Below are 12926 nucleotides of genomic sequence, written 5' to 3' on the forward strand. Positions count from 1 at the left end.
CATGAGACTGTCCCGCTTCTTCATCGACGCCCCCCTGAGCCTGGGCGAGCACGACCTGCCCGAGGCCCAGGCCCACTACATCGGCCGCGTGCTGCGCATGGCGCCGGGCGATGCGGTGCAACTGTTCGACGGCAGCGGCCAGGAATACCTGGGCGAACTGCTCGAGGTCGGCAAGAAGAGCGTGCGCGTCACGCTCGCCCAGGCCCTCCCCGGCCAGGCCGAATCCCCCCTGCACGTGCACCTGGGCCAGGGCCTGTCCCGTGGCGAGCGCATGGACTGGGCGATCCAGAAGGCCACCGAACTGGGCGCCAGCGTGATCACCCCGATCGTCAGCGAACGCTGCGAGGTGCGTCTGAAGGACGAACGTGCCGACAAGCGCCTGGCCCACTGGCGCCAGGTGGCGATCAGTGCCTGCGAACAATGCGGGCGCTCGACAGTGCCGACGATCCATTCGCCGGTGCTGCTGGCAGACTGGCTCAAGGCGCGAGACGAAGCGCTGAAACTGGTGCTGCACCCGGTGGCCGAACCCTTGACCAGCCATGCCAGGCCCGCGAGCCTGGCGTTTCTGATCGGGCCGGAGGGCGGCTTGTCGGAGGTAGAAGTGGAGCAGGCCAAGGCGGCGGGGTTCCATGCCGCGCGCCTGGGCCCGCGGGTGCTGCGTACCGAAACCGCGCCAGTGGTGGCGCTGGCAGTGGCGCAGCAGCTGTGGGGCGACTTCTAGACCGCGTCGCGGCGTTCGCCGGCAAGGCCGGCTCCTACTGCAGGAGCCGGCCTTGCCGGCGAAGGGGCCCTAAAGCACGTAGAAAAATATCGCGATAAAGTGCAGCAGGCTGCCGGCAATCACGAACAGGTGCCAGATGCCATGCCAATGGCGGAAGCGGCTGTCATAGGCAAAGAAGATGATGCCGATGGTGTACAGCGCGCCCCCCGCCGCCAGCCAGGCGAACCCCGCCGTACCCAGGCTGGCCAGCAGCGGTTTGACCGCCACCAGCACGATCCAGCCCATCAGTGCGTAGATAACGATGGACAGCACGCGCGCCTCGGAGCGCGGCTTGATCTCCTGCAGCATGCCGATAACCGCCAGCCCCCACACCACCCCGAACAGGCTCCAGCCCCACGGACCGCGCAGGCTCACCAGGCAGAACGGGGTATAGCTGCCGGCAATCAGCAGGTAGATCGACAGGTGATCGAGCTTGCGCATGATCACCTTCGCCCGCCCGCGCACGCTGTGATAAAGGGTCGAAGTGCTGTACAGCAGCATCAGCGTGAAGCCGTAGATGGCCAGGCTGACGATCTTCCAGGGGTCGCCCTGCATCCCGGCCACCACCAGCAGCCAGATCGCGCCGATGCAGGCCAGAACCGCGCCCACCAGGTGGGTCCAGGCATTGAAACGTTCACCGTGGTACATGCATTGATGCCCTCCGTAGAATGATTCGCTCCCCTACCCTACACAAGCCCGGCATCAAGTGCATTACGCGGTTGGTACTAGGCCCCGGCCGTCTGCAACAGCTGTTCCAGCCCGGGCAGGTCCGGTACCCGCGCCACCTGCTCGCCCACCTGCACCGCCGCCAGCTCCAGCGGCGCCAGCGGCACATCGACGTAGTTGAGCTGGCTGTCGAGCTTGCACGTGCGCGGTATGCCCTGCACCAGCAGGGCGAAGAAACGCCGCGGCGTATCGCCCAGGGCATTGAGCACCACGATGCGCGCGCGCTCGCCAACCTGGGTCTGGCCACCGCAGGCCGCCTCGAAGCTCAGCAGCGGCAGGCGCTGGCTGCGCCAGTCGATCCAGCCCAGCAACCAGGCCGGCTGATGCGGCAAGGGCGTGCACGGCTGGTAGCCGATCAGCTCGGCCACCGCCACGTTGGGCAGCACCAGGCTGCGGTCGCTCAACGGCAGCAACAGCCCGGTGAGGGTGTTGCGCCGATTGTTGCGAGGGGTCTGTTCAAGCATGCGGGGTACTCCAGCGGGCAATGCTCTGCAGCAGCACCGACTCCTGGTAGGGCTTGCCCAGGTAGTCGTTGACGCCAATGGCCATGGCCCGGTCGCGGTGCTTCTGGCCGGTGCGCGAGGTGATCATGATGATCGGCAGGTCCTTCAGGTGCGGGTCCTGGCGCACCTGGGTGGCCACCTCGAAGCCGTCCATGCGTGGCATCTCGATGTCCAGCAGCAAGATGTCGGGACGGTGTTCGGCCAGCACACTCATGGCATCGACCCCATCCTTGGCCGTCAGCACGTTCATGCCATGGCGCTCCAGCAGGCGCCCGGTCACCTTGCGCACCGTGACCGAATCGTCCACCACCAGCACCAGCAACGGACGTGCGGCGGCATTGCCAGGGTGCTCCAGGCGCAGGCGTGCGGCGCCCTGGGCCACCTTGGACAACTGCAGGTGCAGCGCACGCAGTTGCGCCAGCAGGTCGAGAATCAGTACCACGCGGCCATCGCCCAGCAGGGTCGCCCCGGCCAGCCCGTGCACTGCGGCAAACTGCGGGCCAAGGCTCTTGACCACGATTTCACGGCTGGCCGCCAGGCTGTCCACCTGCACGGCGAACTGCTGGTCGTGGGCCTGCACCAGCAGTACCGGCAGCGGCAGGCTCTGCCCCAGCAGGCGCGGCTGCACCTCGCCCTGCAGCAGTTCGCCGAGGTAGCGCAGTTCATAGCGGTGGCCGGCGTAGCGGTAGCACGGCGGGTCCAGCTGGTAGCAGGCCTCGAGCTCGGCCGGCGGTACACGGACCACGCCCTCGATGGTGTTCAGCGGCACCGCGTACTGTTCTTCGCCGTAGTTCACCATCAGTGCGCGATTGACCGACACGGTGAACGGCAGGCGAATCAGAAAACGCGCACCCTTGCCCGGCACCGAGTTGATCACCATCGAGCCGCCCAGTTGCTTGACCTCTTCGTGCACCACGTCCATGCCCAGGCCACGCCCGGAAATCTGGGTGATCTTCTCGGCAGTGGAGAACCCGGGCCGCAGGATGAACTGCATCACCTCGTGGTCGCTCAGTTCGGTGGCCGGGTCCAGCAGGCCGCGCTTGATCGCCTTTTGCCGCACCGCCTCCAGCGGCACGCCGGCGCCATCGTCGGTCATTTCGATGACGATATCGGCGCCTTCGTGCAGCAGGTTGAGGGCGATGGTGCCCTGCTCCGGCTTGCCCGCCGCCAGGCGCGCCGCACGGTTTTCCATGCCGTGGTCGACGGCATTGCGCAGCATGTGTTCCAGCGGCGCCACCATGCGTTCGAGCACACTGCGGTCCAGCTCGCCCTCGGCATTGCCCACCACCAGCTCGACCTGCTTGCCCAGCTCGCTGGCAACCTGGCGCACCACCCGCTGCAGGCGCGGCACCAGGCGCTCGAACGGCACCATGCGGGTGCGCGTCAGGCCTTCCTGCAACTCGCTGTTCACCCGCGCCTGCTGTTGCAGCAGGCTGTAGGCGTCATGGGCACGCACGGCCAGGGTTTCCTTCAGGTCCAACAGATCGGAGGCCGACTCGAACAGGGCCCTCGACAGCTGCTGCAACTGTGAATGACGGTCCATTTCCAACGGGTCGAAGTCGTCATAGCCCAGCGCCTCGCCTTCGCTCTGCTGGCGGCTGAGGATGCGCCCATGGGTCTCGGTATCGAGCCGGCGCAGCTGGTCGCGCATGCGCTCGAGCGTGGTTTCCATCTCGCCCAGGGCCACCTGCGCATCGTTCACCTGCTGTTCGATGCGCCCGCGAATGATCGAGTTCTCGCCCGCCAGGTTGCCCAGGTCGTCGAGCAGCTCGGCCGTTACCTTGACCATGTCGGCCGGGGCACGCTCCGGGCTCGGCGCCGCCACTTCCACCGGGGCCACCTCGGCGCCGGGCGTCGCGGCGGCGGTGTCGCTCAGGGCAGCACTGCTGAAATTGCGGATATAGTCGATCAGCGCCGTGGCGGCGTGCAGCGGCTGGTGCAGGCGCACCGCATCGAGCATGTGCGCCAGGCGGTCATGGCAGTTCTGCAGCAGGCTGAACAGCGCCGGGCTGGGTTGCAGCTGCCCGGCCGCCAGGTGTTCATAGAGGAATTCGAGTTCATGGGCCAGGTCGCCGATGGGCGCGATCTCGACCATGCGCGCACCGCCCTTGAGGGTGTGCAGGTCGCGCAGCAGGTTCTCCACCTCCACCCCGTTGCGCGGGTCGGCCTGCCAGCGCAGCAGCGCGGCACCGGCACTTTCGGCGATGTCGAAGCCTTCCTCGAGAAAGATCTCCAGCAGTTCCTTGTCGCCCTCGTGACGCTGGGGCTCCGCCGGCTTGCCTTGGGGCTCGGGTGCCGGTGCGGTGTGACGGAACTCGCGCAGGGCTGCCAGCTGTTCCACCACCAGCTCCGTTGCCTGTCCCTGCTGCACCTGCTCGAGCAGACGCCCGAGCAACGCATGGCTTTCACGCAGCAGGCCCGGCAACAGGTTGCCGGGCTGGTAACGGCGATCGACCAGGCCTTCGTAGAGCAACTCCAGCTCCTGGGCCAGCACCTCGACCGCCCCCACCTGCGCCAGCTGTGCGCCACCCTTGAGGGTCTGCAGGTCGCGCTGCAGCGACGACAGCGCCGAGCCGTTGTCGGGGTCGCCGGCCCAGCGCGCCAGGGCCTGGTCGGCCCCTTCGAGGATGTCGCGGGCCTCTTCCAGAAACAGCTCGACCACCTCGCTGTCGTGCGCCTGGCGTTGCAGCGCGCGGGTGGCATCGCCCAGTTCGGCGATCTGTCCGGGCTGCTCGCCCTGGCTGCGCACCAGGCCCATGGCATCCGGCGCCAGGCCTTGCTCGAGCAGCTCGCGCAATGCGTGCAGGCGTTGCGGTTGCGGGTCCACTTCCTGGCCGGCGGCAATCTGGTCGAGCATGTCGATCAGGGCTTCATGGGCCCGTTGCGCCTCGCCGAAGAAGCGCTCGCTGACCGCCAGGCTGCTCTCCTCCACCGCGCCGTACAGGTCCAGCAGCGCCTCGCACAGTTCGTCCACCTGCCACAGGTCGGCCAGGTGCGCGCTCTGCCCCAGGGTGGTCAGTTCATCCAGCAGCGCAGTCAGCTCCTGGCGCTCGCCGGGGTGCTCCTGCCAGCGTTGCAACAGGGTTTCGGCGTCCAGCAGGATGTCCATGCCCTGGGCCAGGAAGCTGGCGATCAGTTGCGGGTCGCGCTTGACCCGCAGGCCCTGGCTCGGCGCATCGCGCAGTGCCTGCAGGCGCGCAGCAACCACCTGGTCGATCTGTTCGATGAGGGTCCGGGCACCGCCGATGGGTGCCAGCGGGGTGCTGTCGAGCTGTGCCAGACCGCGGCGCAGCAGCGGTTCGGCCATCTGCAGCAGGTACAGCTCGTCAAGGTCCAGGCCCAGCTGGTGGGCCTTGAATTCGCGGGCCAGCAGGTCCAGTGCGCTGGCCAGCTCGGCGATCGGCACCACCCCGGCCATCGCGGCGCTGCCCTTGAGGGTATGCAGCGCCCGTTGCAGGCTGTCGCTGACCGGCACCGGCAACTGCGCCTCGGCGGCCTGCAGAAACTCGTCGACACTGGCCAGGTGGGTCTGCGCCTCGTTGCGGAAGATCTCCAGCAGGCGCGGGTCGAAGGCCGGCTCCGGGGCTGTGACGCCCAGCGGGTCGTTCATCGCCAGCGCATGCAGGCGCGTGGCCAGGCGCTCGACCTCGGCATGAGGCAGAGCCTGGGCCTGGGCGAATTCATCCAGCAACGGCGTCAGCAGCGCAATGCTCTGCTCGAGCCCGGCCAGCACATCGCCGCTGGCTTCGACCCGGCCTTCGAGCATGCGGTTGAGCAGGTGCTCGGCGGCCCAGGCAAGCTCGGCCAGCACCTGGGCGCGCACCATGCGGCCGCTGCCCTTGAGGGTGTGGAAGGCGCGGCGCATTTCCACCAGCGCGTCACGTGCCGCCGGGTTGCCCCGCCATATCGCCCAGTGCTGTTGCAACTGCTGCAGCACCTCCTCGGCTTCCTCCAGGAACACCTCGCGCAGCTCGTCGTCCAGCGGCGCCTCAAGCCTCTCGGGCGCAGGCGCTGGTGCCGGCGGGGCCGGCGGCAGGCTCGGGAACCCCAGTGCGGCCAGGGCCAGCTGGGTGCGCTCGAGCCATTCGTCCAGGTCGGCCTGGGGGTCGATGGCGCGCCATTGCAGGTACAGTTCCAGGCTGCACAGGGCATCGGCCAGGTGATCGAGCGCGGCGTTGTCCGGCAGCCGCTCGGCGTACAGCAGGTGGGTCTCGACGTAATCATGGCAGCGCCGCACCAGCGCCGCCGCCCGGGGCAGCATGAGCATCGCCAGCGCCCCGCGGATCTGCGTGAACAGCCCCGGCAGCGGTTGCAGGCGCAGGCGATCCCAGCCGGCCTCCAGGCAATCGGCGATCAGGTCCTTGGCCTGCAGCAGCACGCCGTGGGCCTCGTCCAGCACCAGTCGGCGAATGTCGTCCAGGTCGGTGCCGGGTACGCTGGCCTGGCTGACCGACTCGATCGAGCCCACCATGCCGCCCAGGGTCGCCTCGACATACAGCAGCGCCCCGGCAACATCCATCAGCAGCGCGTCCTCGGGCACCCGCTGGCCCTGGGCCAGGGCCTGAAGCACCGCCACCTGGTCGATGATCACCCGGCGCGGCTGGCCGAAGCCGAGCACCGCCAGGGTATCGGCGATCTGGCGCAACGGCGCCAGCAGCGGGGCCAGCGCCTCGACCTGCTGGCGGTCGCTGCGCACGAACAGGTCCAGTTGCTCCTTGATGCGCACCAGGTCTTCGCGCACTGCCAGCACCACCGAACGCATCGCATCGCGCCCCGGCACCGCCTCAAGCGGGTCCCGCAGCGCGCCGAGGCTCAGGCCTAGCCCCGCAGCGGGCTCGGCGACGGCCTGCTCGCCCGGCAGGCTGGCCTGGGCCAGCGCCGGCGCGCCACGCGCGGCACGCAACGGGTTGAGCAGTGGCAGCACCAGCAACGGCAGCTCGTGCCGGGCGCCGCGCAGGCGTTGCAGGTACTGCGGCAACTGCTCCAGCGCCCTGAACAACGCGCCCAGCGCGTCACCGCGAGAGGCCACGCGGCCTTCGCCCAGGGCCTGGGCCAGCTGCTGCATTTCACGGGTCAGCAAGGCCGCACCTTCCAGCTCGAGCATCTGCAGGCAGCCGCGCACCTGGCGCAGCGGCGCGTCGAAACGCTCCAGCACCTGGCTGTCGCCAGCGTCGCCGGCAAACTGCTCCAACGCCTGGCGGGCCTGGGCCAGGCAGTCGTCGATGGGGCCCTTGACCCAGGCCAGGGCCACCTTGTCGTGGCGCTCGGCGATACGCACTTTAGTAGCCATAAAGTCCCACGCGCCGGTCAGCGCGGCTCCGTGGTTGGCGGCAAGGTGAAGCCCGACACCGAACGGCGCATCTCGCTGGCCATGCGCGCCAGGTTGCCGATGCTCTCGGCGGTGGCGGTCGAGCCGGACGAGGTCTGCGAGGTGATCTGCTGGATCACCGCCATGGTGTGGGAGATCTGCCCGGCCGAAGAGGTCTGCAACTGCGCGGCATCGGAAATGCTGTGGATCAGTTCGGCCAGGGTCTGCGATACACCCTCGATTTCGGCCAGCGCCACCCCGGCATCCTGCGCCAGACGCGCCCCGCGCACCACTTCGGCGGTGGTCTGCTCCATGGAGATGACCGCCTCGTTGGTGTCGGCCTGGATCGCGCGCACCAGCGCCTCGATCTGGCGCGTGGCCGAGGATGAGCGCTCGGCCAGCCGCTGCACCTCATCGGCCACCACCGCAAAGCCGCGCCCGGCCTCGCCGGCCATCGACGCCTGGATCGCCGCGTTGAGGGCGAGGATGTTGGTCTGGTCGGCAATGTCGTCGATCAGGCTGACGATGTCGCCGATTTCCTGGGACGACTCGCCCAGGCGCTTGATGCGCTTGGCAGTGTCCTGGATCTGCTCGCGGATGTTGTCCATGCCGTTGATGGTGTTGTGCACCACCTCGTTGCCCTTGTTGGCAATGGCCACCGAGCGCTCGGCCACCTTGGCCGATTCGTAGGCGTGCCCCGACACCCTGTCGATCGACTCGGCCATGTCGCCCACCGCAATCGACGCATCGGTGATCTGCTGGGCCTGGTGCTCGGAGGCCTTGGCCAGCAGGTGTGCGGTGGTCTGGGTCTCCTGCACCGCGCTGGCGACTTCCTCGGCGCTGAGGTTGATGGTCGCCACCAGGTCGCGCAACTGGTCGATGGAATAGTTGATGGAGTCGGCGATGGCCCCGGTGAAGTCCTCGGTGACCGAGGCGGTGACAGTCAGGTTGCCGTCGGCCAGTTCCTGGATCTCGTTGAGCAGGCGCATGATCGCCTGCTGGTTGCGTTCGTTGGTTTCGGCGGTTTCGCTGAGCTGGCGATTGGTTTCGCGCACCATCACCAGCCCGATCAGGATGATCGAGGCCAGCGCCAGCAGGCCCAGCACGTAGCCGCCGACGGTATCCAGGGTGCGCCCGGAGGCCAGGTTCTCGAAGCCGTTGGCCAGGTGCGAGGCTTCGTCGAGCAATGTCTGCGACAGGCTGAAGATGCTGCCGGCCGCCTCGCGCACGCGAAACAGCTCGGGCGAGGTTTCAAGAATCTCGTCGACGGAGCCTGCGACAAACTGGAACAGTTCGGCGATCTCGGCCAGGCGCGCACGGGCATCCGGGTCCTGGACGCGGGTGACCTGGATCGACGGCGCGCCGCCGAGCATGCCGTCGAGCACTTGGCCGAAGCGGCTGGCATCGCGGCCGAAGGCATCGGCGGCCTGCACCGCGGTGTCGTCGCCGGCCAGCACGGTGTTGACCGAGCCCAGGATGCGCTCGGCAAGCAGCGACTGGCGCTGGGCCACCGCCACCTGGCTGGCGGGGGCGCCACTTTGCAGCAGGATCTCCACCACCTTTTCGTACTCGACCTGCAACTGCGGCACGGTCTCGGCCAGGGTCGCGGCCACCTGGTGCAGCGACAGCACGGTCTGCTCGCTGGCCAGGATCGCGTCGGTGCTCTTGCGCAGGCTCTCCCAGTCGCGTTGCACCGCATCCATCTCGCCGCGTACCGCCACCGGGGCCGACGGCAGGCCGGTGGCCGGGTCGCCTTTTTTCAGGTAACCCCAGCGCTGTTCGAAATCGTTGCGCGCATCGTTGAGCAGCTTGAACGCCACGGCCTTGCCGGCGGCAGCCTCGGTGGCGTTCTTGGCGATGCGCTGGGACAGCACGCGCAGCTCGCCGGCATGGCCGATGTACTGCTTGTCGTAGTTGGCCTGGGTATTGAGGTAGGCGAAGTTGGCGAACAGCAGAATGATCGACAGGATCAGCACGATGAACAGTGCGGCGATCTGCGCGCTGCTGCGCGAGCCTTGTACCGAGGGGCGGGTCTTGAACTTGGTCACAGGTCTGGCATCCCTTTACAACGCCACATCGAGAAAGCCTGGCGCCTGGGCCAGGGCGAAGGGGCTGAAAATGCCCCAGCAGTGCTCGCGCTGAAAGTGCCCCTGCACGAAGGGGGCCGCAGCCGGCAGCAGCGGCGCCGGCGGCGACAGCTCCAGGCCGTGCAGGGCAAAGTGCTGCAGGCCCACCACTTCGTCCACCAGCAGCCCGGCGAACAGTTCCTCGTGGTCCAGCACCAGCACCCGCCGCTGCTTGCGCACCACCGACAGGCCCAGGCCGAGAAAACCGCACAGGTCCATCACCGGCAACAGCCGCCCGCGCAGGTTGGCCACCCCCGCCACCCACGGCTTGACCCCGGGAATGCGGCTGAGCCGGGGTTCCTGCAGCACTTCGGCGACCTCGCCCATGGGCGCCACGAACCAGTGCTCGGCCATGCGAAAGCCGATGCCGCTCCAGGTCTGCAGGCGGGTTTCCTGCAATGGCAGGTCGGCCGCCAGCAGGCGACAGCGCCGGTCGATTTCGAGCAACAGCTCGAAAGCGGTCAGCGATTCGCCCATGCGCCGCGTGGTCAAGCCTTGAGAACTTTGTTCAGGACCTGGATCAGGGTGTCTTCGTCCACCGGCTTGGTCAGGTAGTCGCTGGCGCCCTGGCGCTGGCCCCAGACCTTGTCGGTTTCCTGGTCCTTGGTGGTGACGATGATCACCGGGATGCCCTTGGTGACGTCGTCCTTGCTCAACTGACGGGTCGCCTGGAAGCCGTTCATGCCGGGCATCACGATGTCCATCAGCACCGCATCGGGCTTTTCCTGGCGGGCCAGGGCCACGCCATCGGCGCCGTTCTCGGCCTTGAGCACCTGGTGCCCGTGCTTTTCGAGCATTCCGGTCAGTTTGTACATTTCGGTCGGCGAATCGTCGACGATCAGAACTCGGGCCATGCTGTTCCCCAATAAAGGCATGACGCCGCGGCCAGGAGGGCGGCGGCGTCAGGGTGCGGGTTGTTCTTCTGCGGCGAAACCCGGCACATGGGCGCGGATCGCATCCAGCAGTTCTTCCTTGCTGAAAGGTTTGGTCAGAAATTGATCAGAGCCCACCTGGCGGCTGAGCGCCTTGTCGAACAGGCCGTCGCGCGACGACAGCATGATCACCGGGATGTCCTTGAACGCGCTGTTCTGCTTGATCAGCAGGCAGGTCTGGTAGCCATCGAGGCGCGGCATCAGCACATCGACGAAGATGATCCCCGGGGTGTGGTCGACGATCTTGCCCAGGGCGTCGAAACCGTCGACTGCGGTGACGACTTCGCAACCGGCTTCGCCCAGCAGCTTTTCGGCAGTGCTGCGAATCGTCTTGGAGTCATCGATCACCATCACCTTCAACGCCGTGTCGGGCTGTACCATAATTGCTCTACCATCGCCTGGAAGGGCCTTGCAGGCCACGTGCCAGGCCTTTTTAGCACACTCTGGGGGTGCATTCCATCGAGCCTCGCCGCGCCCAGCGCCGATGCCTGCCGGCTGACGTTTCCCCTTGACCGCCAGCCCGCCGGGCGCCACCCTGACGCACTTCAATTCGAGCCACTGCGGCAGCACGCCGCCGAGAGGAAATACCCCATGAGCGTTCGCCTCGGGATTGTCATGGACCCCATCGCGCAGATCTCCTACAAGAAGGACAGCTCGCTGGCCATGTTGCTGGCCGCCCAGGCCCGTGGCTGGTCGCTGTTCTACATGGAGCAGCACGACCTGTACCAGAGCGAAGGCGTGGCCCGTGCCCGCATGCGCCCGCTCAAGGTGTTCGCCGACCCCGAGCACTGGTTCGAGCTGGAGGCCGAGACCGACGCCGCGCTGAGCGAGCTGGACGTGATCCTGATGCGCAAGGACCCGCCCTTCGACATGGAGTTCGTCTACAGCACCTACCTGCTGGAGCAGGCCGAGGCCGCCGGGGTGCTGGTGGTCAACCGTCCGCAGAGCCTGCGCGACTGCAACGAGAAGCTGTTCGCCACGCTGTTCCCGCAGTGCACGCCGCCAACCCTGGTGAGCCGGCGCCCGGACATCATCCGCGAATTCGCCGCCAAGCACGGCGACGTGATCCTCAAGCCGCTGAACGGCATGGGCGGCACCTCGATCTTCCGCCACCGCGTGGGCGACCCCAATCTGTCGGTGATCCTCGAGACCCTGACCGCCCTGGGCACCCAGCAGATCATGGCCCAGGCCTACCTGCCGGCGATCAAGGACGGCGACAAGCGCATCCTGATGATCGACGGCGAGCCGGTGCCGTACTGCCTGGCGCGCATCCCGGCCAGCGGCGAAACCCGCGGCAACCTGGCCGCCGGCGGTCGTGGCGAGGCCCGCGAGCTGACCGAGCGCGACCGCTGGATCGCCGCCCAGGTGGGCCCGACCCTGCGCGAGAAGGGCCTGCTGTTCGTCGGCCTGGACGTGATCGGCGAGCACCTGACCGAAATCAACGTGACCAGCCCCACCTGCATCCGCGAAATCGACAACGCCTACGGCACGCAGATCGGCGCGCAGCTGATGGACGCCATTGATCGCAAGCTCAAGGCACGCTGACCGCCGACAAGTGGCGGGCCCGCGTTGTGGGGTATCATGCCGGTCCATTCTCGACTGGCACCCCACTGCGCCGGCCCTGCCCCGGCTGCTGGATAATCGATGACGCTTCCTGCCGACCTTCCTGCCGATTTTGCCCCGCCCCGTGTCCGCGCGGCGGACCGGCTGGGCTTTACCCTGTTCCTGGCGGCGCTGCTGCACCTGGCGCTGATCCTGGGCCTGGGGTTTACCTTCGCCAAGCCTGAAGAAATCCGTCGCACCATGGAAATCACCCTGGCCACCTTCAAGAGCGAGGCACCGCCGAAGAAGGCCGATTACCTGGCGCAGGACAACCAGCAGGGCAGCGGCACGCTGGACAAGAAGGCGGTGCCCAAAACCACCGAGATTGCCCCGTTCCAGGACAGCAAGATCAACAAGGTGACGCCGCCCCCGGCCGCGAAGCCCGAAGTGGCGCCCCAGCCGGCCCCGCCCAAGGCAGTGGTGGCCACCACAAGGCCCAAGCCGCAGAAGGTCGAGACCCGACCCAAGGAGCAGCAGCCCAAGGTGCAACCCAAGGCGGCCACGCCGACGTTCGACAGCGCCGACCTGTCCAGCCAGATCGCCAGCCTCGAGGCGGAGCTGGCCAACGAACAGCAGCTGTACGCCAAGCGCCCGCGCATCCACCGCCTGAGCGCGGCTTCGACCATGCGCGACAAGGGCGCCTGGTACAAGGATGAATGGCGCAAGAAGGTCGAGCGCATCGGCAACCTCAACTACCCGGACGAGGCCCGCCGCCAGCAGATCTACGGCAGTTTGCGCCTGTTGGTGTCGATCAACCATGACGGTTCGCTGTACGAGGTGCTGGTGCTCGAATCTTCCGGGCAGCCGCTGCTGGACCAGGCGGCGCAGCGCATCGTGAGGCTGGCGGCGCCGTTTGCGCCGTTTACCGGAGACCTGTCGGATATCGATCGGCTGGAGATCGTGCGTACCTGGCGCTTTGCGCGCGGGGATCGGTTGTCGAGCAACTGAGGCGCTTGCACATGGCCACCA

The 12926-nt window shown here is 67.6% G+C and carries 10 protein-coding genes; 3 read left to right on the forward strand and 7 right to left on the reverse strand.

Translation table 11 applies throughout. The features are described from left to right. Nucleotide 1 precedes the first annotated feature (1 nt). On the forward strand, nt 2-721 hold the full coding sequence (locus tag V9K84_RS19960) for a 16S rRNA (uracil(1498)-N(3))-methyltransferase (protein WP_043859631.1): 720 nt from the start codon (nt 2-4) through the stop codon (nt 719-721). Between the two features lie 69 nt (nt 722-790). On the opposite strand, the gene V9K84_RS19965 is transcribed toward V9K84_RS19960, so the two are convergent. From V9K84_RS19965 to pilG, 7 genes are all read right to left on the reverse strand, one after another. After that, nucleotides 791-1408, reverse strand: a complete 618-nt coding sequence (locus V9K84_RS19965) for a hemolysin III family protein (protein ID WP_043862136.1) — start codon at nt 1406-1408, stop codon at nt 791-793. A 77-nt stretch (nt 1409-1485) separates the two neighbouring features. Continuing rightward, on the reverse strand, nt 1486-1950 hold the full coding sequence (locus tag V9K84_RS19970) for a chemotaxis protein CheW (RefSeq protein ID WP_043862137.1): 465 nt from the start codon (nt 1948-1950) through the stop codon (nt 1486-1488). Then, nucleotides 1943-7261, reverse strand: a complete 5319-nt coding sequence (locus V9K84_RS19975; RefSeq protein WP_088514722.1) for an Hpt domain-containing protein — start codon at nt 7259-7261, stop codon at nt 1943-1945. Before V9K84_RS19975 ends, V9K84_RS19970 begins: the two co-directional genes overlap by 8 nt. A 35-nt stretch (nt 7262-7296) precedes the next feature. After that, nucleotides 7297-9345 carry a methyl-accepting chemotaxis protein gene (locus tag V9K84_RS19980; protein WP_043862138.1) on the reverse strand — a complete coding sequence of 683 codons (2049 nt, stop codon included), beginning with the start codon at nt 9343-9345 and terminating at the stop codon, nt 7297-7299. Between the two features lie 15 nt (nt 9346-9360). Further along, entirely contained in the window at nt 9361-9915 is a 555-nt protein-coding gene (locus V9K84_RS19985; RefSeq protein ID WP_078479846.1) for a chemotaxis protein CheW, read from the reverse strand. Continuing rightward, complete coding sequence (gene pilH / locus V9K84_RS19990; protein WP_043862140.1) at nt 9912-10277, reverse strand: twitching motility response regulator PilH; 366 nt, start codon at nt 10275-10277, stop codon at nt 9912-9914. Before pilH ends, V9K84_RS19985 begins: the two co-directional genes overlap by 4 nt. A 48-nt stretch (nt 10278-10325) precedes the next feature. After that, nucleotides 10326-10736 (reverse strand): twitching motility response regulator PilG, encoded by a 411-nt coding sequence (gene pilG, locus V9K84_RS19995; RefSeq protein WP_043862141.1) that lies wholly within the window; start codon nt 10734-10736, stop codon nt 10326-10328. A 210-nt stretch (nt 10737-10946) separates the two neighbouring features. On the opposite strand from pilG, the gene gshB reads away from it, so the two are divergent. Together gshB and V9K84_RS20005 are read left to right on the forward strand one after the other, a co-directional pair. Beyond that, nucleotides 10947-11900: a glutathione synthase gene (gshB, locus tag V9K84_RS20000; RefSeq protein WP_088514688.1), complete on the forward strand. Its 954-nt coding sequence runs from the start codon at nt 10947-10949 to the stop codon at nt 11898-11900. Between the two features lie 99 nt (nt 11901-11999). Further along, nucleotides 12000-12905, forward strand: coding sequence for an energy transducer TonB (locus V9K84_RS20005; RefSeq protein ID WP_043862143.1), 906 nt, complete (start codon nt 12000-12002; stop codon nt 12903-12905). Nucleotides 12906-12926 lie beyond the last annotated feature (21 nt).

Origin of the sequence: Pseudomonas sp. AE27, from assembly GCF_037113495.1 — a bacterium.
GTDB classification, from domain to species: Bacteria; Pseudomonadota; Gammaproteobacteria; order Pseudomonadales; family Pseudomonadaceae; genus Aquipseudomonas; species Aquipseudomonas palmensis.